Below are 23,172 nucleotides of genomic sequence, written 5' to 3'. Positions count from 1 at the left end.
CCTCCGTCAATAATTAGGGTGAGTTGAGGTCAATCCAAGCAAGATGTCCACCTTTTCCTGCCCCGAGATCTGTAAAGACGGCCGTGCCTCCCAGTCGTCCGGTGCGCCGCCATGGGCGGCCATCCGTTGAGCGGCGGTCGTGGCCGACATAGACGGTCATCCCTGCTGGAATACGGTTAATCCAAGTCAAACGCCGCTCGGGGTAACCATCAGGTTGTAGTCGGCCTGTCGTTTCCCCGAAAAGGGCACGAGAGAGCGGGGCGGACATATCATCCAGCCCCGGAGGTGGAGCCTCAAGCAGCATGGCAGTATGAAAACCACCATGCACAAATAACGAGCGTCCCAAGCGCAGCCATGCTGGGGCGGCCGCGATAGCGTGATAGGTCTGCTCCCGAATGGCTGCATTTTCAGGAAGATTAAAAGCTTTGAGGGTGTCTTCCAGTGGCGGGTCCCGGCGCAGACGCCGCCCTTCCAGTGCGCGGCCGAGTTTTCGGTCATGATTGCCGAGAATAAACAGGCCGCGTTGTTGATCCAGCAGGTCCAGCATCAACTCCATGACCCCAACGCTGTCAGGGCCGTGATCGACCAGATCTCCTAGTTGCAGAACGAAGCGGTCCGTCCTCGCGGCGTGTTGAAACGCGTTGAGGTCACCATGCACGTCTCCCACCACCCGAATCCCGTGTTCGAGGATTCGTGCCTGTGCAGCGGCTGTCAGGGGCAGGGGGTCAGGAATGATGCTCTCTTTCATTTCGCGTCTTATCAAAAGACTTAAACGCGGCAGCGTCAAATTTCGATGGGTAAAATGCACGTATGAACAAGAGATTACACTCCATCGACCATTGCGGTGGCGCGTTTTAGGTCAACGGAGAGCACTCTACTAACGCCACGTTCTTGCATAGTCACTCCATAAAGCCGATCCATATGCGCCATAGTAAGCTGATGATGGGTCACGACCAGAAAGCGTGTTCCGGCTTCTTTGGTCATATCCATAAGTAGCGCACAAAAGCGCTCAACATTTGCGTCATCAAGCGGGGCATCGACCTCGTCAAGAACGCAGATCGGGGCAGGATTACAGCGAAATGTTGCAAAAATAAGTGAGAGCGCAGTGAGTGCTTGCTCGCCACCGGAGAGAAGCGAGAGTGTGGAGAGCTTTTTTCCCGGGGGTTGAGCAAAAATTTCGAGCCCGGCTTCAAGCGGATCATCGCTGCCAACCAGTCCAAGATGGGCGCGGCCGCCGCCAAACATACGCGAGAAAAGAGATTGAAAGTGCTGATCTACAGCAGAGAAAACAGCTGTTAAACGCTCCCGCCCTTCTTTGTTGATGCTGCCTATAGCGCCCCTCAAGCGCGCAATAGCCTGTGTGAGTTCGGCATGCTCATGGGCGATTGTATCCGCAGTTTTACGTGCTTCTTGGTACTCTAGGTCTGCTCTGAGGTTGACTGGTCCCAGAGCCTCACGGTCACGTATGAGGCGGGCTAGGCGGCGGCGGGATGTTGTTTCAGCAGTTTCGGAGAGGTCTTGCGGGTAGGGAGCAAGAGGGTCTGGTGCGTCGCTTTCAGCATGAAGTTTGGTGCGTGTCGCTTCAGCGTGTTCAGCACGCTCGGTGAGGCGAGCAATGCTCGCGCGCCCTTCAGAGAGGGTTTGATTAAGCTGGTACAGTTTTTCTTGTGAGGTCTGGGCTTTTTCCTCCGCCACAACTTCGTTGAGGCGCGCGGCTTCCAAGACTTCTTCGGCGTGGCGCAAGGCATGTTCATGCCGCTGAAGGTCGGCGGTGATCTGTTCAGGTGCGACCAATGCGGCATCATGTTCGGTGCGCAGGGCCGCCAAGCGCGCAGTAAGCGTCTCATGGCGTTCTGCTGTAGCGGTTATTTGAGGGGTGATATCCCGCAAACGGCTTTGCAGCGAAGCAATAGTACTTTCGCGGCGAACGGCATCGTGGGTGCAGTCAGCTAAACTCTGTTGCGCTTGTTGGTGTGCATCTTTTTTGTCGTTGAGGGCAAGAAAAGCGGCGTCTCTTGCCGTGGCGAGGGCGGTGAGTGCAGGGCGGTGCGTAAACGCCGATGTCTGCGTTGCGTGCTCTTGTTCAAGTCGCGCAAGGCTTTCGCTCAAGCCGTTTTTGTGAGGTGTCAGTACCGCAAGCCGCGCCGAAGCTGTGGTGAGAATATGTTCGCGCGCAGAGAGTTCTGCGCGGGATTGCTGCGCTATCGCTTGCGTGCTTGCGCTGTGTTGAGAGGCGTTTTGTAGCGCATTTTGGGCTGCGGTAAGCGTTGACTGTGCAAAAGATGCCTGAGTGTTCAAGGCCTCAAGGTCAATGCCGTCACATATTTTTTGGTGCTCATCAGCGGCATGCAGCCATGCCGTCAAATCCTGTTCGGTACGTTCAAGATTATGCTCGAGATGTTTTAAGCGTTCTTCAGCAGTATTGTGCTGAAGAAAGGCCTGATCGCGCTCATTCCGGGCGAAATCGAGTGCGTTTTGCGCCTGATGCCGTCGTTGGCGGCAGGCGTTGAGCGCATTTTGGGCTGTTTGGACGTGCTCTGCGTGCTGGGTTGCTGCTGCAATAAGGCCATCGGGGGAGGGCAACTCAGCAAGCGCGTCGTGCGTGTGCTGGAAGAGTTTTTTTGCCTCTTCGAGGTCGTACTGTGTTTCTTGGAGGAGTTGCGCGGCAGCGTCTGAGCGATCTTTAGCGCGTGTCGTGTTTTGGGTACATTCGGCGAGAGTACGGCGCGCATTGCTTAGAGCGTGTTCAGCGGCAACACGTTTGTGGCGCAATGCGGCTAGAGCGGCATTCGCCGCATGCAGTGTGGCCTGAGAGGCTTGGCGTTGTTGCTTGGCGAGAGGTAGTTGCTCCGCCTCGAATGCTATGTCTGCCTGAAGGGAGGCAAGGAGGCGGCGCCGTTCAATGAGGGCTGCGGCTGGGTCTTCACTTGTGGCCGCCCGATAGTAGCCGTCCCATCGCCACAGAGCCCCTTGAGTGCTGACGATGGATTGCCCGGGCTGAAGCAGCGGTTGAAGCGCGGCTCCGTCATATGGCGGCTCCAAAAGAAATATATGCTCAAAGCAGCGGCGTGTGGCCGCCGGGACGGTAAGGATCTGGCTCAAAGGTGTAAGTTGTGCCGGTGGGAGCGCGCCCGCCAAGGCAGGCAGACGATTCCAGCGGCGTGTGGCCGGAACATCGTCAGCCGCAAGGGAAGCATCCAGCCCTTCAGCCAAGGCTGCGGCAACAGCGTGTGTAAGGTGGGCGGGAATAATAAGAGCATCGGCAAGTGGGGACGGGTTTTTCGTCGTTGTTTTGAGACTTTGTGTCAGTCCCTCTGCTTGGCTCCGTTTTTTGAGGAGTGAGTTCTCAAGGCTTTGCTCAGCATTCAGTGTTTGCTCAGCATCTGCCCGATAAGCAACCAAATCGGCCTCAGACTGGATGATGTCTGCCTCACAGTCTGCCAGTGTTTGTTCGCTGTGCTGAGCCGCGTGTGTTGCTTGGGTTAGAAGTGCCGCGTCAGGTTGTTCTGCTGTGCAGCGCTTATGCTGGGCAAGCGCGTTTTCGTAGCGCTGTTGGGTAAGGTTGAGGCGTTTTTCTGCATTTTGCAGGGCGTGCTGCATGGCAGTGTGCTGCTGCTGGCCAGCAGCAGCTGCGGCGCGTGCCTGCACCCAGAGAGCGTTTTGCGCATCCAGTGTTGCGTTCGCGCTGTGCTCAGCCTCTGTGGCATGGGCGAGTTGTTCTTGTGCGGCCAGAAATGTTGAGATGAAGGCGTCGCGCTGTTGGGGGGTTATGAGAGTGGCTTGTGCTGTCTGACGGTCTTGTAAATCGCTTTTTTGTCTCTCTTGGGTGGCTGTGATGCGTTGTAGGAGGTCTTTTAAGGTTTTTTGTTCCTGAGCGTAGCGCGTTTTTGCTTCATCAACCGCTCGTGTGGCTTGTTCTAACGAGAGGCGCGCCTCTTGCAGGGATTGGCGTGAGGCATGTTCCGTTTGGCGTGCGTTATCGGCAGCAGTGTATGCGGCTTGCGTTTGTTTTTGCAGCTCAGGGAGAGAGGGGCCGTCTGCTAACTGTGTTTGCAGCGCGCAATGCTCGTCCTCTGCGGTAGTATAGGCCTGCCGCTCTTGTTCGAGGCGTGCGCTGAGAGCAGAGAGGGCGTGCTTTAGGGCCTCTTGCTGGACGCTCTCTAAGTCGTAATGCCGTTGTGCGGTAGTATACGTTTCCTGAGCTGCCGCTTCCTGCAGCGCTAATTGTGCAGCTTGTGTCGAAAGTTCAGCGTGTTGCTGGGGAGCTTGCGAGCGTTCCGTATCAAGCTGTGTGAGTTCGTTGTGGATATCGCGTGCAGTGCGTTTGTCTTGATCGAGGCGGGCGGTGAGGTCCGCTAAATCGTCCTCGGTTTGATTGAGGCGTTCTGTGGCGTTGGCAACGGCATCTTGTGCGCGCGTTAGATCATGCCGAGTCGTTTCTGTAACGAGCCGCTGATTTTCAACTTTTGACCGTGCGTCCTCGCTCGCCTTGCGTGCTGCGGGCAAGGCTGCGCGAATTTGAAAGTCCGCAATTTGTGCGGCTTCGGAGGCGCGTTCCGCCTCTTTTAACGCTTCCTTTGCACGAGCCAAATCATCCCGGCTGCGTTGTACGGCACGGTTTGCGCGTGCGTGCATCAGGGCATGTAGACTAACTTCAAGCGCACGAATTTGATCGGAAAGTTCACGGTAGATTTTTGCTTGCCCGGATTGTTCGGACAGAGCTTCAAGGCGTTCTTCCAGTTGCAGGCGGAGGTCTTCTGCCCGCGAGAGGTTTGTCTCGGTCTGGCGGAGTTTAAGTTCAGCGTCGTGGCGGCGGGCATGGAGGCCTGTGATGCCTGCGGCTTCTTCTAGAAGAAGGCGGCGCTCTTCAGGTTTTGCTGCGATGAGCAGCCCGACACGATTTTGGCTGACAATGGCTGAACTGCGTGCACCCGATGCGAGGTCCGCAAAGAGGGTCTGAACGTCGCGCGCGCGGGTGGTTCGCCCGTTGATGCGGTACTCGCTCCCTGAACCGCGCTCGGCTTTGCGCGTAACTTCGAGTTCATCAGCCTCGTGAAATGGAGCAGGAGCCAGCCCGCGTGCGTTGGTGATGTGTAGCGTAACTTGCGCGAGATTGCGGGCTGAGCGGGTGCTGGTCCCCGCAAAAATCAGATCATCAAGTTCTCCGCCGCGCAACGCGCGGGCGGAACTCTCGCCCATGGCCCAGCGGAGAGCTTCAACAACATTAGATTTGCCGCATCCATTAGGGCCGACAATGCCGGTCAGCCCCGGCAGAATCTCTACCCGCACTTCATCCGCAAAGCTCTTAAAGCCGCCTATAGTGAGGCGGCTTATCGTTGTGTCGGATGAAGCCATGCTGCGAGGGGAGGGGGCTTTAAGTCAATTAAGACGCTTTGGCGACGAGTTCAGCGAAGTGCGCGTAAGTGTCTGGATCGCCGTCTAACGTCGTGTTGTTGAAGCGGAAGTAAGGTGTGCCTGTGATGTTGTAGGTCTCGGAGTCTTTTTTGACCTGTTCAAACAGGGCCTGCATGTAGCCCATGTCGTTGTGGATGGCATCAAAGTCGCTGGAGGAGATGCCTGCAAGTGCCGAGATTTGCTTTAGGCGCTCAATCGGGTCCCCCTCGCGGTTGAAGGCCCATTGCATTTGGCTGGAGAAAAGTGCTTCCAAGAAGGGAACGTAGCGTTCTTCAGGCAGGGCACGAGCTACCATAGCGGCTGTAAGGCCAACTTGGTCGCCGGTGAAGTCGTGAAACTGGTAGCGAATTTTGCCCGTATCAATGAGCTTGGCTTTGATCTCGGGGAATTCTTCCGTCGCGAAATGCGCGCAATGCGTGCAGGTCAGGGAGAACCATTCTTGCACGAGCACCTTAGCGTTTGGATTGCCGATAATACGTGGGCTTAAACGCTGCGCCAGAAGTGCATTGCCACTAGGCGCCTGTGCGTGGGCCGTCGTGCCGAAAAGTGCTGCGGCAGCAGGGGCGGCACCAAGGATGAAGCGGCGAGATAACACTGGGGAGTTATTCATAATCAGTGCGCCTTTGCGAGAGCAGCGTTAAATGCATCGAAGCTGAGAGCAATAGTGCTGTCAGCCGGGGTATTATTAATACGGAAATAGGGTGTTCCCGAAATTTCCAAGAAAGATTGGTCTTTATCTTGGCGGGAGACAATAGCCTGCCGGAATGTTTCATCGGCGTTGATCGCGTCTACTTCAGATGCAGAGAGCCCCGCGAGAGATGCATGTTTTTTTAGTTCTTCGATAGGGTCAACGTCCCGTCCAAAAGCCCACTGCATCTGTGTGCGCAGCAGGTCATCCGTGAATGCAAAATAACGGTCCGCTGGGAGAGTGCGTGCAACCATCGCACCGAGCAGGGCTAATTGATCAAGCGGGAAGTCGTGAAAGCGGTAGCAGACTTTGCCTGTGTCTATAAGCTTTGCTTTGACTTCGGGGAAAACGGTTTCGGCAAAGTGACCGCAATGTGTGCAGGTCAGAGAGAACCATTCATCCACATGGATTGGTGCGTCAGGGCGTCCAATAAAGCGTGGTGAAAGCCGTGGGTCGCTCGCTGGTATGCTGGTATCTGCTCTGGCAATGGACGTGCCGAGGCTGAGCGAAGCGGCAGCAACTGGAAGAGACGATAAGAAAGCGCGGCGACCGAAGGACATAAAGCGATGTTTCCCTTGCCGGAAGAGCCCCAGATTTTGAGAGGCCGTTAGCAATCAGTGATGCTTGTCAATGGCACAGGGTGCCCCCTGCACGTCAACCCCTTGTCTGTTACTGACCCAAGAGGTGCCTTGCGGGTGCATCGAGCAAGGCGACGGATTCTGGAGCACGGAAGCCGCAGAAATAGCGGGATGTTAGTTCGTGTGGGGTAGAGGCCCTCTCCCCATTTTTGGGGGAGAGGGAGCTTGGGCTTAGGCGCTGCGATCATCTTCAGTAGGGCGGTGTTCCGGCATTGTGCGCCGTTCCCAGTCTTCTGGAATGCGCATGCGCAAAGAGCGAATGTGTCGGGCATCGGCATCCAGTACCCGGAATTCTAAGCCACTTTCATGGGTTAGAATTTCATCCCGCGCTGGGACATGCTCAGCGAGGCGGAAGACGAGGCCGCCTACCGTTTCAATCTCAGATTCACGCTCAGCATCCGTGAGCACTACGCCCAGCCGTGATTCCAGTTCCTCCACAGGCAAGCGTGCGTCGAGGTCGAAGGAGCCGTCCGGCCGTTCTGTCCAGAGTGCTGTTACGGGGTCGTCATGCTCATCGGCGATGTCACCTACGATGGTTTCGATCAAATCTTCGATCGTAACCAATCCGTCGATGCTGCCATATTCGTCAATAACCAGTGCCATGTGCATGCGGCGCTGCCGCATTTGTAGCAGCAGGTCGAGCACAGGAATGGTCGGTGCAATCATTAAGGGCTGGCGCAAAAGAAGCCGGATATCAAAGGCAGCCGGCTCATCCACATAAGCCACCAGATCTTTCACGTGGATCATGCCGGCAATATCATCCAACTGCCCGCGATAGACTGGCATGCGCGAATGGTTTTCTTGCCGCATCAGCGCCAGCGCATCTTCCAATGAGATATGCTCCGGCATTGCTGTGATATCTGCACGCGGGATCATGACATCATCAGCCGTGATGTCACGTAGGCGCAGCACGTTCAGAATGAGGGAGCGCTCTTGGCGGTCCAGTTCTGGCTCTATGTCGGCATCTTCGGTGGGCTGTGATGCCTCCTGCACGAGAGTGGCGATGGACTCACGCAGTCCTTGGTCGCGCCCACGGCGGCCGAAGATGTTGAACAGTCCGCGGCTATTGGTTGAGCGCTTGCCATCATCCGATGAGCGGTCGATTTGTTCGTCCGTCATTGGCGTGCTCCACCATTTTTCCAAGGGTCACTGAAGCCAAGGGAGCGCAATGCTCTGCTCTCAAGGCTTTCCATGGCCCGGGCTTCACCCGGATGGTGGTGATCATGCCCATCCAGATGCAGCGCGCCATGCATGACCAGATGTGAGAGATGGGCACGCATAGAGCGCTTGGCGGCGAGAGCCTCTTTAGCGACGGTTTCATAGCCGAGGATAATGTCCCCGCCATGGCCGGGGGCCACGGGCGTGAATGTCAGAACATTGGTTGGCTTGTTCCGGTTGCGGTAACGCGCGTTGAGGCGTTTAACCACACGGTCGCTTGAGAGAAGGATAGAGGGGGCGGGGCCACTGCTGAAATCGGGGCCACCCTGCCGGGCGACGGCCGCGAGCGCGCGCCAAATGGTGCGTTCTGCATCGCGAACCGCCGCCCGCCATCGGGCGTCTTCGATGAGTATATCAGTAGCGGCGTGGGGACTTGGAGGTTCCATTGCTTTCCCGGCGCAGGCGGTCCCGGACATTGTCGCGGGTGGCTGGCGCTTTCTGTTCATAGGCATCAACGATGCGCGCCACCAAGGGGTGACGCACTACGTCTTGTGAGGAGAAATGGGTTACGCCAATTCCCTTGAGGCCATCAAGGGTTTCAACGGCTTCCCGTAATCCGGACGAAACGCCGCCCGGAAGGTCGATTTGGCTGAGGTCACCCGTCACGGCCATGCGTGTTCCTTCGCCCATACGGGTAAGGAACATTTTCATTTGTGCAGGCGTGGTGTTCTGGGCTTCATCCAAAATAACGTATGAATGTGCAAGGGTACGGCCGCGCATAAAGGCGAGGGGGGCGACTTCGATCTCCCCTGTGCCCATACGGCGCACGACCTGATCACCCGGCATCATATCATGCAAAGCGTCGTATAGTGGGCGGAGATAGGGGTCAATTTTTTCCCGCATGTCTCCGGGTAGGAAGCCCAGCTTTTCACCAGCTTCAACAGCGGGGCGCGAGAGGATGATGCGGTCAACCTGACCGGCCATCAGCATGCTCACCCCTTGGGCAACGGCAAGATAGGTCTTGCCTGTACCTGCCGGGCCAATGCCGAATACGAGATCAGTGCGCGCAAGCATTTCCATATACTCAGCTTGGCCGTGTGAGCGTGGTGCTATGACACCGCGCTTGGTCCGGATAGCTGGCAGGTCATCGAAAGCGGCGTTACCGGTATTTTGCGATGGCGCACCATTGTTGTGGCGCGGTTGGGCATTGTGGCGGTTATTGGGCTGTTGGTTACGCTGCGGGCGCGTGCGTTCTTGGTGTTCGTGGCGCCCCGGTGCCGCGTTATGCTCAGCATTATATGCGTTGTGCTGAGGTCTTTCCTGGCGGCTGGGCAGGGCTGTCAGTCGGATAATCCCGTCAATTTGTGCACCATCAATCTGCGCGCCACCTTCAAGCTGGTTATACAGAGCAATGATGGCAGCCTGTGCGCGGCTGACGGCTTCATCCTCACCCGTAATGGCAATCTTGTTGCCACGGCAGGAGAGGCGGACGTTAAACCCTGCTTCAAGCCGGACGAGGTGACGGTCGTGGTCACCTAAAAGGCGTTGAAGCAGAATGTTATCGTTAAAACGCAGGGCTATGGTGCGGGTGTTCCCCCCGTGGCCAGCAGGGTTTGCCTGTGGCTCAGACATAGGGGCAGCGGAGCGGGACGGTGAGGTGTTCAGCAAGCGAGGGCTGTCTCCCGGATCAGGACGCCACCGAGCGAATTCGTGCGGCGGATGGTGATGGACACTTTGACGATCTGGCCGATCAGTTCAGCCGGTCCATCAAAATGGACGGGTTGCAGGTACGGCGAGCGCCCTGCGAGCTGGCCCGGTTTGCGGCCCAGTCCCGTGATCAGCACATCCTGAACCGTGCCGACCAACGATTCATTAAAGGCGTCTTGCTGCTCGCGCAGAAGAGCCTGTAGCTCCGCCAGACGTCGGTCTTTGACGTCTTCTGCCACCTGTAGAGGTTGGCCAGCCGCAGGTGTTCCCGGGCGCGGAGAATATTTGAAGCTATAGGCACTGGCAAAGCCAACGTCCCGGATAAGCTGCATTGTATCTTGGAAGTCTTGCTCGCTTTCACCGGGGTGCCCGACAATGAAGTCGGAGGACAAGGCAAGATCAGGGCGAGCTTCGCGCAGGCGGCGGATGATATCACGGTATTCATCTGCCGTATGGCCACGGTTCATGGCTTTTAACACGCGGTCCGATCCGCTCTGCACAGGCAGATGGAGGAACGGCATCAGAGCGGGGATGTCCCGATGTGCGTCAATCAGGGTCTGCTCAACATCGCGCGGGTGCGATGTGCTGTAGCGGATACGCTCCAGCCCCGGAATTTTAGCGAGGTCAATCGCGAGTTCGGCCAGCGTTGTGCTGCGGCCATTCTCATCAAGCCCATGATAAGCATTCACGTTCTGGCCGAGGAGCGTGATCTCGCGGACGCCCGACATGACCATGCGCCGGGCTTCTGCAATGACAGAGGCTACGGGGCGGCTGCTCTCTGCGCCACGTGTGTACGGCACCACGCAGAACGAGCAAAATTTATCGCAGCCTTCCTGAATGGTAAGGAAAGCCGTCAAGTTGCCGTTCGTCTGAGGTGCGGCTTGATCTGGCAGGTAATCAAATTTTTGCTCGGCCGGGAAATCCGTGTCGATGACTGTACCGCCGGCGCGTGCAGCGCGCGCAACCATCTCTGGGAGGCGATGGTAGGTTTGTGGGCCAAGGACAAGATCTACATAGGGCGCACGGGAGAGAATTTCTTCCCCGGCAGCTTGGGCCACGCAACCCGCAACCGCAATAACGGTACGGCTTTTGCCGCCTTGAACCCGTTCATCTCGGATTTTGCGTAGTTTGCCGAGTTCAGAGAAGACTTTTTCTGTCGCCCGCTCACGGATGTGGCAGGTGTTCAGAATGATCATGTCTGCGTCTTCTGGGGTGTCGACCGGGCCATAGCCGAGTGGCCGTAGAACGTCAGACATACGTGCGCTATCATAGACGTTCATCTGGCAGCCCCACGTGATGACGTGCAGGCCTTGACGTGGGCGGGTAGCTGAAGGGGCGGCGGTGATCGTCTCGGCGGTCAAGTTCATGGTCCGGTAAAGGTGAAGACAGACATGTGCATGTTGGTGTCCGGACAGCGCAACAGCGCGGAATGGGCAGACCATGCAGAGTTGAGCGCGGTTATGGTGGGGGAAACGCTTACAATCAAGGTTTCTTCACAATCCGTCTGTGTTGGACGGCATGAGAACAGATGTGCAGCACAGGCCTGAATAGGGGGTCACCTTCGTTAAAGGGCCGCAGTATTGCGCCATTTTCAAGACTGAGAGTGAAGTGAGAAATCGGGGTGAGTCAAGGCAAACTTCGCGAAGGTTGAAAAAACGTTGCGAAACTGTGCTGACGTGACAAGCACGCTTTTCACGGGCGATTCTCGCCTATGACGGCTTCACCGCCGGGAGCGCGCCCAACACGGCCACGGCGAATTTCCGTCGCGCCGTTTTCCACAATTTTATATGCCTCTTGGGCGAGTACTTTGCGCGAGCGGAATTTTTCAGGGTCGATGGGAGGGTGGAATAAAACCGTTGCTCTCATCGTCCGCCATTGGCCAAAAGCCCAGACATGCGGGGCGAGGTCCATGTCCCCGAACCACGAAAAGACTTTGCGGCGCATGCGGCCAACGGGGAGGCCTTCCAGCCGGTCATAGACGAGAGAGACAGGCTGAATAAGAACGGGTGGGGGCTTGGGCATGCCCGCCTGTTCGAGGCGACCCGGTTTTGCTACGGCAAAGAAGGATGACAAGAAGGGCAAAACCCGTGTGCCATCGCTTGATGTTCCCTCAGGGAACAGCATGATGTCATCTCCGGCCCACAGGCGGGCTGACATGTCTTCGAGTTCTCGGCCGGTATTTTGGCGGTTGCGGCTTACGAAGATGCTTCGCCCGAGGCGGGAGACAATACCGATTAGTGGCCAGCCGCTGACTTCGCCCTTCGCGACAAAGACGGTCGGGATTACGCCACCCATTGTAGCAATATCGAGCCAAGACGTGTGGTTGGCAACGTATACTACAGGCCGCGCACCGTTCTGGACGTCTTTGGCTGTGCGGATACCGCCCGCAGGCTGACCAACGACCCGGACTTTAAGGCCAAGGATACGAGCTACGCTTGCCCAGTAAAAGCGTGCGAGACGTATTTTGCCACTGCCCGGCAAGCGCACGAGAAGGGTTTGGACGCAGCCGAGCCAAAACGTAGTGATCAGAATAGAGATCAGACGGCCGATGCAGAAGCTGCGACTCATACGCGTTGTGCGCGTTGTGCGCGTTGTGACAACGTGTGCAGCGTGGAGTTCATCCTCGCTTAAAACCGGACGTGAATTGGGGCGGCGTCGGGTCTGTTGCCCTGCATTACGGTAAGCCATCACCTGTGATTGATAAGGTTTTCAAGCGGAACATACAATCCGTTCGGGGGGCATTTGCGGGGCTTTTTCGTAGGATTTTTTTTGTATTTTTGTGAATCTTGTTAGAACGGGGCGGGCTTTTTTGCGCTGTAGGAGGTTAAAACCTCTAATGCGCACATCTAAAGTGGTGTCTCGTGCGTTGTATGATGCGCGGGCTAGGCCGCCTGCCTTTACAGAGTTTAGGTGCATGGAAATTTGCGCCAGATAATATGTATTTTCAGTGTTGTGGGATCAGGACTAATCGGTGCCAGCAGGTCGTCTTTTCCGTTGTATTGCTTCGCGTATTGCTTTGAGCTCCCTTCTGGTTGGAGGCACGAGCTTGCTTTCGGTCGGGGCTCTCGCCGCCGCGCCGCAGCCCGGTAGTTCGGGCGTATCAGGGACCACTCCCGCACCGGTTGCTCAAGAGGCCGTCGTCGTTCCTTACAAAGTGTCTTTAAAAAAAACGGGGAACGGTGCCGTTGATAGTGCCGTCGCGGCATCCTCACAGCTTCAAGTATTGCAAAAAACACAGGCTGTTGGGCCATACGCTCTCTCGGGGCGTATTCGTGCCGATTATGACCGGGTTAATACCGCCCTGGAATCTCAAGGCTACTATGCTGGTCACGTTACCATCAGCGTCGATGTTGCCGGGCAATCATTAGACGGACTTAACCCTGAATTGCCGGACGCTTTAAAAACTGCGGGCGCCAAAAACGGGGGCAAGGGAAGCGTAAAAATCACGATTGCGGCGGCGCTAGGGACGCAGTTCCGCCTCGGTGATGTGTCCATTGTGGCGCCTGAACCCAAGGTCAAAGCAGACCCGTCAGCCCCGACATCAGCTTCGACGCAACCCCCGACGCCAGCTCCGACACAGGCTTCGGCACAAACGCAGCATAAAGCAGGAGCTTCGCCTGCTGCCACCAAGGCTCAGGCCACAACGCAGCCGCCTCAGCCGGTAACGCTGACTGAGGGCGAACAAAAAGCTTTTGGGCTTGCCAGCGGTCAACCTGCTCTGGCGGCGACCGTTTTGGCCGCTCAAGGAAATCTGCTGACTTATCTGGAAGAGGAGGGCTACGCGACAGCCGTTGTCGCGACGCCAGTGGCGTATCTTAAGCCGCAAAGTCAGACTCTCGATATTATCTACCACGTGGAGCGCGGGCCTAAAGTCGTTATTGGGCCCATCGCGCTTAGCGGTTTGGTGCATGTCAAAGATTCATTTCTGCGCCGCCGCTTAACCCTGCATGAAGGAGAGCTTTATCGCCCTTCAACGATTGAGGCTGCAAGGCAAGACCTGGCAGGCACGGGCGTGTTTTCGACTGTTCAGGTCCATGATGCCCCCCCTATCATAACGCTTGGGCCAAATATCAGCCGCGTGCCGGGTGTTACCCAAGCAATGCCCGTAAATTTTGGCTTTGCGGAAGGCAAACGACACACGCTTTCAGCGCAGGCTGGTTTTTCCACAGATTTGGGTGGACGTGCGGGTGTGAGCTGGACGCATCATAACCTTTTGGGGGCGGCCGAGCAGTTAAAGCTTACGGCGCTGGTCACCGGGCTGGGCGGTTCTGCTCAACAAGGCCTTGGTTATGATGTGTATGCAGATTTTAACAAGCCGGACTTTCTACGGCGTGATCAGACGCTGAGCCTGCGGGTTGAGGCGATAAAGCAGCTTTTATATTCCTACCGTCAAACAGCATTTTTGGCGCGCGGTGGATTAGGACGGCACTTGGGGCGTTACTGGTTTGTCTCGGCGGGTTTGATGGGCATGCGTGAAGAAATCCAGCAATTTGGGGACACGCGCCGCTATTTCATTATTTCTACGCCCTTATCTGCGACCTATGACAGCACGCAATTGCTAAACCCTATCGACCCAGCAACGCACGGGATACGCGCATCTTTAACGGCGACGCCCTCTGTTTCGTTGGGCAGCACCACTTCGTTCTTTACTATTTTAACGGCGCAAGCTTCAACATATTTCGATTTTGCCCGGCTAGGCATTACCAAGCCCGGCAGTTCGGTGCTTGCCGTGCGCGGCATTGTTGGTTCTGTGCAGGGTGCATCAACTTATCAGATCCCGCCGGACCAACGCCTCTACGCTGGTGGCCCAGCAACGGTGCGTGGCTTTCGCTATCAAGGGGTAGGGCCACAATACGGCAACACGAAATATGCGATAGGTGGCACGTCCATGGATGCTGGCACCGTAGAGTTCCGGCAACGCCTACCAAAAAACTTGGGTATGGCTGCTTTCGTGGATGCTGGGCAGGTCGGGACGGGGTCCAGGCCGGGGCAGGGTACGCTGCGAATAGGGTACGGAGCTGGCGTGAGGTATTTTACGCCTATTGGACCGGTGCGCGTGGATGTCGCGTTGCCTGTTAATCGCCCGGCACAGGGCGATAAATGGGAGTTGTATCTTGGCCTTGGGGAGACGTTCTGATGCCACATAATCTTGAGCAGCAGGACACCACACAAGCAGCCAAGCAGCCGGTAAAGCGCTCTCTTGCTCGCCGCATGCTCAAAGTTATGGCGTGGGTTTTAGGCGTGCCTGTCGGTATTGTCGTGGTGGCGATTGCTGCCGTGCTTGTTGCTGTAAACACCGGGCCGGGGCAGCGTCTGATCGAGGGTAAAATTACGCCTCTCTCAGGTGGGATGGTTACCCTTACAGGCTTGTCGGGCACATTGCCTTTAAGTTTGGCCTTCAATCATTTGGAGGTAAAAGACAAGCAAGGCGTATGGCTGGCCTTGGATCGTTTCGCATTTCGCTGGTCTCCTCTCAGCCTGCTTCATAAAACGGTGCATATTGATGAGGTTGCAATTGGGCAGCTAAACGTCCTTCGCGCTCCAGTTTCAGAAAGCACAGCGGACACCCAAAAAGCTACTTCCGCAAAAGGCGGCGGTTTGCCCTCATTTGGCGTGGTCGTGGACCACATGGCGCTGGACCGTTTGGTCGTTGCTCCTTCACTTTTGGGGCAGGCCATAACACTAAAAGCAAACGGACGTTTGCGGGTTGATACAATAGCTCCTTTCGGAGCCGGTTTGAGCGTGGCAAACCTCCCCGATATAGCGGCCGCTTTCCGGGTGCAGCGCCTCGATATGCCGGGTTTGGTTGACCTTGTGCTGGAAACGCCCGCTCATCGCATTAAAGCGAATATCTCCGCGCAAGAAGGAGAGGGTGGCCTGATACAGACGCTGGGTGGAATGCCCGTGCTAGAGCCGCTTAATCTGGTCGTGTCGCTTAATGGGCCACGGGACGATGCAGCGTTGGAAACGCACCTTAAAGCGGGTGCTGCGCAACTGGATGCGAACGGTGCGCTTAATCTTTTGGCCAACACACTCAATGTGCATGTTAAAGGCCATGCCCCCGCTATGGCACCGAAGCCGGGTGTAAGCTGGAACGATATTGCGCTTGATACCGTGTTGCATGGGCCGTTTGTGGGGCCCTCGGGCCAAGGGCTTTTGGATGTTGATGCCCTTGCTGTCGCTGGTGCTGGGCTGGATCACTTAAGTCTGCACTTTGACGGGCAGGAGCAGCCGGATCAGACCAAAAACGCTCTGCATCTGACGGCGCATATCCTAGGGCTGCGGGTTCCGGCACCTGATCCACAGATATTGGCCAGCGCACCGCTTGACTTGGACGTTGTGGCACATCCTTTTGCGCCGTCCCGACCTGTCGATGTTAGTGTGACGCATCAACTGTTTACGGTCGGTTTGAACGCGACTCTGAGCCCGGCTGTGAAGGCACATATCGCTGTAACTCTGCCCAATCTGGCGCCTCTGGCTCGGATCGGTAACGTTGATCTGTCTGGCAAGGCTTCTTTGGATGCGGACGTGGCTTTGCCAAAAGCAGAGCAGGATGACCTGACCTTAAAAGGCCAAGGTCTGTTAAGTATCGTTGCTGGGCAACCGCAAGCCGTTAACCTGATCGGCAGAGACGGGCGTTTCTCTTTTGACGTTAGCCAATCTGCGGCGAGGGGCGTTGTCTTGCATCAGGTCGGTGTAGATGGACAGGCGCTGCACCTCTCTGCGAATGGAAGTTTAGCGGCTGATCAGGCAAAGACTGTGAGCGCGCAGCTGGCGCTTAAATTAACCGATTTGGCGAAAGCCGTTCCCGCGCTTCATGGCCAGACAGAGCTTGTGGCGCAACTTGACGGCCCCATGCAGGATTTGGCCTTAAAAGCAGGCTTAAAGGGCAATATCGGTGCTAATGACGTACCTGCCGGGCCGGTAACGCTTGATGTTGATGCCCGGCATCTGCCCTCGCATCCAGAGGGGCGGATCCTTGGTCATGGAGAGCTGGACCGAGCACCCTTTGCATTGGACACGCAGCTCAGGCGGGATGATGCCGGAACGTTTTTTGTCAATTTGGCGCAATTGGATTGGAATAGCCTGAGCGGGAAGGGCGCTTTGCGTTTGCCTGCGGGCGCTAAAATTCCTTTAGGGGACCTTGATCTAGCTATTCGTAATCTGGCGGATTTTCGCCGTATTTCGGGGCAAAAAATTAGCGGGCGCCTTATGTTGGCGTTACATACAACGGAAACCGCGAATGCGCCCCCCCGCGTGACATTGGGGCTGGAGAGTACGTTAGCGGCTCCTCAGGCGTCAGTGAAAAATCTGACCCTTAAAGGGTTTGTTGATGACCCGACGGGAACACCCATTCCTAATCTGGACATCAATCTGGCAGGTTTGCGGGTGCATCAAGCATCAGGGGACATGACCGGAGGATTAAAGGCGAGCGTGAAAGGCCCACAAACGGCGCTTGATATTGTAGCGTCCGGGGCTTTCCAAAATGTCATGGGGGCACCGGCCTCCCTCAATACTGTTGCGCGGGTGAATGTCCCGGAAAAAACACTTCAGCTTTCGCGTTTGGAGGCCCTTGCGAAGGGGGAACGGCTGGTTGTGTCCGGGTCATCTCTTATTCGCTTCGGTGAGCGCATGGGTGTGGATCACTTCCGCATGACGGTTGCGCCAACGGGCGTGGCTCCCGCTACCATTGATGTGCGCGGCGATGTAAAACCACGCTTGGCATTGGATGCTACGATTGACCATTTGACGCCTGCACTGGCGCGCCCTTTTGCGCCCGACTTAAAGGCGAGTGGTGTTATTGCTGCCCGTGCACATTTGACTGGAACTATGGCTGAGCCCGGAGGGACGGTGGCTCTGACAGCGCAGGGCTTGCATTTGAGTACGGGGCCGGCAGCGTCACTGCCAGCGGCAAACCTACGCACAAATGTTGCGCTTGCAGGAAAAGTTGCGCGGCTTGACGCTTTGTTTGAGGCAGGGCCGAAAATCAATCTAAGCGCGAATGGTACGGTACCCCTTTCGCCTCAAGGGGCGCTCGCATTGGCGACCAAAGGTCATGTTGATCTGGACGTGGCGAATGCAGTCCTCGGTGCACAGGGGATGGAAACTCAAGGGCATGTCGTTTTGGATATGCATATTGCAGGAACGGCCAAGCAGCCTCGCGCCAGTGGTAGTGTTCAAGTACAAAACGTCAGCTTTAATAGCTATGCTCAAGGTGTGAGCCTTACGGCCATTAATGGCACGGTTCTGGCTTCAGGGGATGCGCTGCATATCCAGCATATTCTGGCGCATGCCGGGCAAGGCACAATCGCTATTGATGGCAATGTTGGGGTGTTTCAGCCTGAGCTGCCAATGGATATAGCGATTGTATCGCAAAATGCGACGCCAATAGCGAGTGATTTGATTACGGCGACTATCAATACCGATTTAAGGATTCATGGGCATGCCGCATCCCATATCGATGTGGATGGCCAAGTGGGGCTGCCGTCTGTCCTTGTGAATATTCCAGATTCACTGCCTGCATCGGTTCCGCAGTTGAATGTTATTCGTCCCGGACAAAAAGCAGCGGCACCAACGAGTGCTCTGTCGATAGGTTTAAACATCAATGTTAACTCGCCGGGTCGTTTCTTGGTGCGCGGCCATGGGCTTGATGCTGAAATGGCAGGTAACCTTCATGTTGGCGGTGTTAGTACTGCGCCGATTGTGACGGGTGGATTTGATTTGCGGCGCGGTAACTTCAACCTTGCTGGCATCAACCTAAACTTCACGCATGGACGCGTTGGTTTCAACGGCGCGGGCGTTAACCACCGTTTGGACCCCACGCTTGATTTTCGGGCTGATCGCAATGCGAAAGGTACGCTCGCTTCTCTGCTCGTAACGGGCTACGCGAGCGCGCCGAAATTGGATTTCACATCCGTACCGCATCAGCCGCGCGATGAAGTCTTGGCTATTTTGCTGTTCGGTACGGATTCACATTCGCTATCAACCATGCAGCTGGCTGAGCTTGGTGCGGCTGTTGCGCAGCTGGCGGGCGGCTCTTCCTTTGACCCGATGTCTAAGGTGCGTAATGCGCTTGGGTTGGATCGCCTCGCTATTGGTGGTGGTGGTGGGGTCAATAATGGCGGTACCAGCGTTGAGGCAGGTAAATACGTCATGAAAGGTGTTTATGTGGGCGCCAAGCAGGCGATGTCTGGCACCGGGACACAAGCACAAGTCCAAGTCGACCTGACCAAACGTCTTAAGCTGAACACGACCGTTGGTACAGGTGGGCAGGTGACAGGCTTCACAACCCCTGAAAACGATCCGGGCTCAAGCGTTGGTTTGTCTTACGGGTATGATTATTGAGGCTGAGTATGCTGATGTGGCGCCTTATCCAAGAGTAATGTCACATATGCCTCCTCTTATGTATGAGGGGAGGCAGTGCATGTTTGGTTTGCGCTTCTGGTGTTCCTGAGTCAGTTTGCGGGAATGACTCGTATTTTTATTGATTCTGATGCCTGCCCTGTCAAAGACGAGGTGTATCGTGTGGCAGGGCGCTACAATGTGCACGTATTCGTTGTAGCGAACCGAATGATTGCTTTGCCGTCCTCCCCCATCATTGAGCGTATTGTGGTCGATGCGGGGCCTGACGTTGCTGATGATTGGATCGCGGAGCGTGCAGAAAGTCGGGATATCGTCATTACAGCGGATATTCCACTGGCCGCACGTTGCGTAGAAAAAGGTGCTTACGTGCTGGAGCCTAAAGGAAGAATTTTGGACAGCGACGCAATCGGCATGGCGTTGGCAATGCGTAATTTAATGACGGACTTGCGTTCAGCCGGGATGATAACACCAGGGGCGAGTAGTTTCGCTAAGAACGATCGTTCCCGCTTTCTTTCAGCATTGGATACCTTGGTCGTCAAAGCGCGGAAGCCTAAGATGCCGTCTGTTATGCCGTCTTTTGACTGACTGAAAGCTCCGACTAAATCCCGATGTAAAAAGGCTTAAACTTGTTGAAAGACTAAAACGTTTTCCGTTAGGCGCTAATAAAAGCAAGGGCTGAAAAAATGGAGCAAAATGGACGTTTGACATTGTGGTATGATGGCGGCTGCCCATTGTGCCTGCGCGAAATTGCTCTGATGAAACGGTTGGATAAGCGTCAGCGTATCAGGTTCATTGACCTGACCGAAGCAGGCGCCTCTTGCCCGCTTGAACGTTCCCTCATGCTGCGTCGTTTGCACGCGCAAAAGGGGGAAACGCTTTATTCCGGTGCAGCTGCGTTTGCTGCTATGTGGCGCGAGATCCCAGCCTTGCGGTGGCTTGGACTATTGGCAAAAAACAAAACGATCTTGGGTATGCTCGAATACGGCTACGTAAAATTCCTAAGAATACGACCATTCTTGCAACGGTGGTTGCGTAGACCGCTATAAACATACCCGAAGCTGAGTGACGTCTTTCAGTGCTTTCCTAGGCATTCACGCATGGCGGATTCAATGTCCGGGTATGCCCAGTTATAGCCGATTTGTTCAAGCTTCTCCGGCTGAATTCTTTGGCTGTTCAGCATCATGCTCGACATCTCTCCGAGCGCAAGTTTGAGGAGTGCCGCAGGTATTACGAATTTTGCGGGGCGGTGGAGCGTATTGGCCAGCGCCTGCGTAAATTCGGTATTTCGTATCAGTTGTGGCGCAACTGCGTTGTAGGGGCCGTGGCAGGCATTGTTGTGCAGCAACGTGTCATAAATTTGGACAATGTCTTGCAGGTGAATCCAAGGCATCCACTGGTGCCCGCTGCCGATACGACCGCCTAGCCCGAGGCGGAAAGCCGGGCACATACGCTGCAACATGCCGCCATGCGCGGAGAGCACGGGGGCGGTTCTGACTATAGCTACCCGGGTGTTAAAATCCTGCGCGCGTAACGCAGCATTTTCCCATGCTTGGCACAACGTACTTCCGAAGTCAGTATCGCGTGCAGGACTGCTTTCAGTGATAAGGTCATCGCGTTGGTCACCGTACCAACCCACAGCAGATGACGATAAAAGTAATGCTGGCTTGTGATCTTGTTGCCCCATGAAGCTAACGATTTTTTCTGTCAGGCTGATCCGGCTTTTCCAAAGGATGGAGCGCCGTTTTTGTGTCCATGGGCGGTCTGCTATTGGGGCCCCTGCGAGATTGACCACGGCGTCGAAGCCGGGAGTACTTTTATGCAGGCTATTAAGATCCGCTGTGCCTTTTGCGCCGGGGCAGATTTGTGCAACCCGTTCAGGCGTGCGGCTCAGGATAGTGATATCATGTCTTTGATGCAGCCATTGTGCTGTTAGTGAGCGGCCAATCAAACCCGTTCCACCTGTGATGAGAATGCGCATGGGGGTCTCCGCTGGCCGGGCCTGCAAGGGTGCAGGAGAAAACTAAGAATGTTTTATAAAAGCGTCGTCATGTCAGGTGGTTTCGCGCGGCGTGAAAATACCTGATTTTACGTGCGCACTTTGAGTTTCTCCGCTCCCTTCCATCAATTTTTGAATTGAAGAATGACCGTAGTAAGGGGAGAGCAGTACCGAGCTAAAAGCTGCAAAAGGGTACTGTGTATCCACGCCCTGCAGGTCATTTTGCCGCAGAAATACTCGAGGCTCCCTCGGATTGGGCGCGTTTTAAGAGTTGTGCAACGCGTTCTACGACATCTCCCCATTCTTGGAAGCGTGTTTGTCGTACGATACGCATCGCCGGATACCAGGGGCTGTCTTCGCGGTCTTGCAACCAGCGCCAGCAATTAGTCGTCCTGTCCATCATAATGACAGGCTTGCCGAGAGCGCCTGCTAAATGAACCATTGATGTATCAACCGTAACGATGACGTCCAGCGCCGAAACGAGCGCGGCTGTGTCATCCATGTCGAGGCATTGCGGCATATAATTGGTAATAGGGCCTGAAAAATCTGGCAATTGCTCAGCGGGGCTGTCTTTTTGCAGGGAATAGAAGGAAAGCCCCTCCAGAGAGGCGAGGGGGTTGAGTGCCTTTAAAGGCATGGAGCGTTTACGGTCCAGCATGTAGGATGTGGAGTTTTCGGGTCTAGCTCCCCCAGCCCAGACGAGCCCGACTTTCAACTTTTGATCGGAGTGGACTGCTTTAAGCCAGTAAGCCTTTTTGGCTGGGTCCGCGGTCAAGTAAGGCACTGGCGCGCCCATGGCATCGGGCGTAGCAGAGAAAGCCCGTGGCAAGCTGATAAAAGGGCAATGGTAGTCGTAATCCGGGGTTTTACCTCCGCTTTGGACTGCCGAGATACCCTCGATGCGTTCGGTGAGCGCGGTAAGCGTGGGGGCGCCCCAGACATGTACCAGCGCGCCGGTGCGTATCAGTGCGGGGAGGTAGCGTAGATACATGAGCGTATCGCCCAGCCCTTCTTCCTGAGTGATCAGGACGCGTTTGCCTTTGAGGTCCAGCGAGGGTGTAATATTGGGCAAAAGGCGCTCACGGGGGAGGCTGGTGTGCCCTGGTAGACCAAAACGCCATTCGTGCTCGGCCCAGCCCTGCGCCATACGGCCTGCTTTGAGCATTGTTATGGAATGGTTGAGGCGCAAAGCAGCTTCTTGTGGGGCTAAAATAATTGCTTCACGGTAGAGATTGGCGGCTTCATCAAGGCGGCCGATATTTGTCAATGTGCACGCGAGGTTGCACAATGGGGTCCATTGATCGGGCGCCCGCTGATGAAGCGTTTTCAGAATGGCTATGGCCTCATCAAAGCGGCCTGACTCACAAAGGATCATTGCGAGAGTATTGAGCGTATTGTCGTTGTTTGGTCGTCGCTCAAGGCTGCTGCGTATTTGCAGTTCTGCTTCTTTAAGACGGCCGAGTTCCATCAGGACTGTGGCTTTGGCCTCAAAAAGGCGTACATCGTCTGGGGTTTCTTTAAGGGCCGCATCAATGAGGTATAGAAGCTCAGGGCGGCGTCCTTGCTTGACGGCCTTGGGTAAGAACACCCCTATAGCGTGCGGACCAAAGGGGGGCGATGCCTCAATGAAGAAGCGGGCGGCTTCGACATAAGCGCGATTGAGGAAAAGGGCGTGTGCCTTTTCTGAGAGTGTATCGGGCGTTACAGGGAGCGTTTGTAGCAGCTCTAAGGCGCTTGCAGCATCGTTCTTGAGCAGTGCGTCTCTGCAATGCGTTAAGGTTGTGCTGTAATTAATAGGCGGCGCAGGAGAGTTGCTTTGCGTCATTCAACACCGTCTAACGAGAAGAGGAAATAGTAAGAGCGTCAATTGCGCTCAAAACATCCTCTAAAGCGTAAGGTTTCGTTAGGTGTCGTGCAAGTGGTGAGGTGCCGTCTGGAGCAACATCATTGCCGCTGATGTAAATAACAGGCAGGGACGGCTGTTTTTTTCTCGCGGCGGAGACAACTTCCGGGCCAGTACTATTGGTCAGGTAGTAGTCCGTTATAAGAACGTCGAAAGTGGTGCCACCGTCTAAGATGGCCTCCACCTCTTCGAGACCGGAGGCTTCAGCAACGCTGAAGCCCTCGCCCTCAAGAAACTCTGTTAGACAGAGCCTAATAATGAAATCGTCCTCTACGACAAGCGCCGTGCGAGAATGAGTCATGAT

The 23,172-nt window shown here is 55.7% G+C and carries 17 protein-coding genes; 5 read left to right on the top strand and 12 right to left on the bottom strand.

Translation table 11 applies throughout. The annotated features are described in order from the left end of the window. Positions 1-13: 13 nt before the first annotated feature. The 8 genes from D5366_RS02365 to miaB form a co-directional block, all read right to left on the bottom strand. A complete protein-coding gene (locus D5366_RS02365) occupies positions 14-748 on the bottom strand; it encodes a metallophosphoesterase (RefSeq protein WP_141492135.1) in 735 nt (244 codons plus the stop codon). 74 nt (positions 749-822) lie between these two features. Next, positions 823-5,355: an AAA family ATPase gene (locus tag D5366_RS02360; protein ID WP_141492134.1), complete on the bottom strand. Its 4,533-nt coding sequence runs from the start codon at positions 5,353-5,355 to the stop codon at positions 823-825. Positions 5,356-5,383: 28 nt separating this feature from the next. Then, positions 5,384-6,025 carry a DsbA family protein gene (locus D5366_RS02355; RefSeq protein WP_141492133.1) on the bottom strand — a complete coding sequence of 214 codons (642 nt, stop codon included), beginning with the start codon at positions 6,023-6,025 and terminating at the stop codon, positions 5,384-5,386. A 2-nt stretch (positions 6,026-6,027) separates the two neighbouring features. Then, positions 6,028-6,663 (bottom strand): thioredoxin domain-containing protein, encoded by a 636-nt coding sequence (locus D5366_RS02350; protein WP_141492132.1) that lies wholly within the window; start codon positions 6,661-6,663, stop codon positions 6,028-6,030. Between the two features lie 249 nt (positions 6,664-6,912). Then, positions 6,913-7,860 (bottom strand): hemolysin family protein, encoded by a 948-nt coding sequence (locus D5366_RS02345; protein WP_141492131.1) that lies wholly within the window; start codon positions 7,858-7,860, stop codon positions 6,913-6,915. Next, positions 7,857-8,345, bottom strand: a complete 489-nt coding sequence (gene ybeY, locus D5366_RS02340; protein WP_141492130.1) for an rRNA maturation RNase YbeY — start codon at positions 8,343-8,345, stop codon at positions 7,857-7,859. The genes D5366_RS02345 and ybeY overlap by 4 nt, the downstream gene beginning before the upstream one ends. Beyond that, positions 8,314-9,567 carry a PhoH family protein gene (locus tag D5366_RS02335; RefSeq protein WP_373317503.1) on the bottom strand — a complete coding sequence of 418 codons (1,254 nt, stop codon included), beginning with the start codon at positions 9,565-9,567 and terminating at the stop codon, positions 8,314-8,316. The genes ybeY and D5366_RS02335 overlap by 32 nt, the downstream gene beginning before the upstream one ends. Continuing rightward, the gene (gene miaB / locus D5366_RS02330; RefSeq protein ID WP_141492129.1) at positions 9,561-10,973 is read right to left on the bottom strand and encodes a tRNA (N6-isopentenyl adenosine(37)-C2)-methylthiotransferase MiaB; all 1,413 of its coding nucleotides are present in this window, start codon (positions 10,971-10,973) and stop codon (positions 9,561-9,563) included. Before miaB ends, D5366_RS02335 begins: the two co-directional genes overlap by 7 nt. 30 nt (positions 10,974-11,003) lie before the next feature. On the opposite strand from miaB, the gene D5366_RS11840 reads away from it, so the two are divergent. Further along, positions 11,004-11,153: a hypothetical protein gene (locus D5366_RS11840; protein WP_205839598.1), complete on the top strand. Its 150-nt coding sequence runs from the start codon at positions 11,004-11,006 to the stop codon at positions 11,151-11,153. A gap of 145 nt (positions 11,154-11,298) precedes the next feature. On the opposite strand, the gene D5366_RS02325 is transcribed toward D5366_RS11840, so the two are convergent. After that, the gene (locus tag D5366_RS02325) at positions 11,299-12,294 is read right to left on the bottom strand and encodes a lysophospholipid acyltransferase family protein (protein WP_141492128.1); all 996 of its coding nucleotides are present in this window, start codon (positions 12,292-12,294) and stop codon (positions 11,299-11,301) included. A gap of 466 nt (positions 12,295-12,760) precedes the next feature. Between D5366_RS02325 and D5366_RS02320 the strand changes: the two genes are divergently transcribed. The 4 genes from D5366_RS02320 (at position 12,761) to D5366_RS02305 (ending at position 20,015) form a co-directional block, all read left to right on the top strand. After that, positions 12,761-14,743, top strand: coding sequence for an autotransporter assembly complex protein TamA (locus D5366_RS02320; RefSeq protein WP_205839616.1), 1,983 nt, complete (start codon positions 12,761-12,763; stop codon positions 14,741-14,743). Continuing rightward, positions 14,743-18,951, top strand: a complete 4,209-nt coding sequence (locus D5366_RS02315; RefSeq protein ID WP_240775300.1) for a translocation/assembly module TamB domain-containing protein — start codon at positions 14,743-14,745, stop codon at positions 18,949-18,951. The genes D5366_RS02320 and D5366_RS02315 overlap by 1 nt, the downstream gene beginning before the upstream one ends. A 123-nt stretch (positions 18,952-19,074) precedes the next feature. Further along, positions 19,075-19,554 (top strand): YaiI/YqxD family protein, encoded by a 480-nt coding sequence (locus tag D5366_RS02310; protein ID WP_141493766.1) that lies wholly within the window; start codon positions 19,075-19,077, stop codon positions 19,552-19,554. 98 nt (positions 19,555-19,652) lie between these two features. Further along, complete coding sequence (locus tag D5366_RS02305) at positions 19,653-20,015, top strand: thiol-disulfide oxidoreductase DCC family protein (protein ID WP_141492127.1); 363 nt, start codon at positions 19,653-19,655, stop codon at positions 20,013-20,015. A 26-nt stretch (positions 20,016-20,041) separates the two neighbouring features. Here the strand turns inward: D5366_RS02305 and D5366_RS02300 are convergent, their stop codons facing one another. The 3 genes from D5366_RS02300 to D5366_RS02290 all read right to left on the bottom strand — a co-directional run bounded on the left by D5366_RS02300 (position 20,042) and on the right by D5366_RS02290 (position 23,169). Further along, on the bottom strand, positions 20,042-20,947 hold the full coding sequence (locus tag D5366_RS02300; protein ID WP_141492126.1) for a TIGR01777 family oxidoreductase: 906 nt from the start codon (positions 20,945-20,947) through the stop codon (positions 20,042-20,044). Between the two features lie 235 nt (positions 20,948-21,182). Next, complete coding sequence (locus D5366_RS02295; RefSeq protein WP_141492125.1) at positions 21,183-22,790, bottom strand: tetratricopeptide repeat protein; 1,608 nt, start codon at positions 22,788-22,790, stop codon at positions 21,183-21,185. A gap of 10 nt (positions 22,791-22,800) precedes the next feature. Further along, positions 22,801-23,169, bottom strand: coding sequence for a response regulator (locus D5366_RS02290; protein ID WP_141492124.1), 369 nt, complete (start codon positions 23,167-23,169; stop codon positions 22,801-22,803). Positions 23,170-23,172 lie beyond the last annotated feature (3 nt).

Source organism: Neokomagataea tanensis (genome assembly GCF_006542335.1).
Lineage (GTDB): Bacteria > Pseudomonadota > Alphaproteobacteria > Acetobacterales > Acetobacteraceae > Gluconobacter > Gluconobacter tanensis.
Note: the sequence above shows the minus strand (reverse complement) of the source record. Positions and strands in the feature narration are given on the sequence as shown.

Bases quoted from the DNA above. Each gene is read 5' to 3' on its own strand.
- D5366_RS02355 (WP_141492133.1), bottom strand. From the start codon at position 6,025: ATGAATAACTCCCCAGTGTTATCTCGCCGCTTCATCCTTGGTGCCGCC.
- D5366_RS02290 (WP_141492124.1), bottom strand. From the start codon at position 23,169: ATGACTCATTCTCGCACGGCGCTTGTCGTAGAGGACGATTTCATTATT.
- D5366_RS02325 (WP_141492128.1), bottom strand. From the start codon at position 12,294: ATGGCTTACCGTAATGCAGGGCAACAGACCCGACGCCGCCCCAATTCA.
- D5366_RS02350 (WP_141492132.1), bottom strand. From the start codon at position 6,663: ATGTCCTTCGGTCGCCGCGCTTTCTTATCGTCTCTTCCAGTTGCTGCC.
- miaB (WP_141492129.1), bottom strand. From the start codon at position 10,973: ATGAACTTGACCGCCGAGACGATCACCGCCGCCCCTTCAGCTACCCGC.
- D5366_RS02365 (WP_141492135.1), bottom strand. From the start codon at position 748: ATGAAAGAGAGCATCATTCCTGACCCCCTGCCCCTGACAGCCGCTGCA.
- D5366_RS02315 (WP_240775300.1), top strand. From the start codon at position 14,743: ATGCCACATAATCTTGAGCAGCAGGACACCACACAAGCAGCCAAGCAG.
- ybeY (WP_141492130.1), bottom strand. From the start codon at position 8,345: ATGGAACCTCCAAGTCCCCACGCCGCTACTGATATACTCATCGAAGAC.
- D5366_RS02360 (WP_141492134.1), bottom strand. From the start codon at position 5,355: ATGGCTTCATCCGACACAACGATAAGCCGCCTCACTATAGGCGGCTTT.
- D5366_RS02345 (WP_141492131.1), bottom strand. From the start codon at position 7,860: ATGACGGACGAACAAATCGACCGCTCATCGGATGATGGCAAGCGCTCA.
- D5366_RS02305 (WP_141492127.1), top strand. From the start codon at position 19,653: ATGGAGCAAAATGGACGTTTGACATTGTGGTATGATGGCGGCTGCCCA.
- D5366_RS11840 (WP_205839598.1), top strand. From the start codon at position 11,004: ATGTTGGTGTCCGGACAGCGCAACAGCGCGGAATGGGCAGACCATGCA.
- D5366_RS02295 (WP_141492125.1), bottom strand. From the start codon at position 22,790: ATGACGCAAAGCAACTCTCCTGCGCCGCCTATTAATTACAGCACAACC.
- D5366_RS02300 (WP_141492126.1), bottom strand. From the start codon at position 20,947: ATGCGCATTCTCATCACAGGTGGAACGGGTTTGATTGGCCGCTCACTA.
- D5366_RS02310 (WP_141493766.1), top strand. From the start codon at position 19,075: ATGACTCGTATTTTTATTGATTCTGATGCCTGCCCTGTCAAAGACGAG.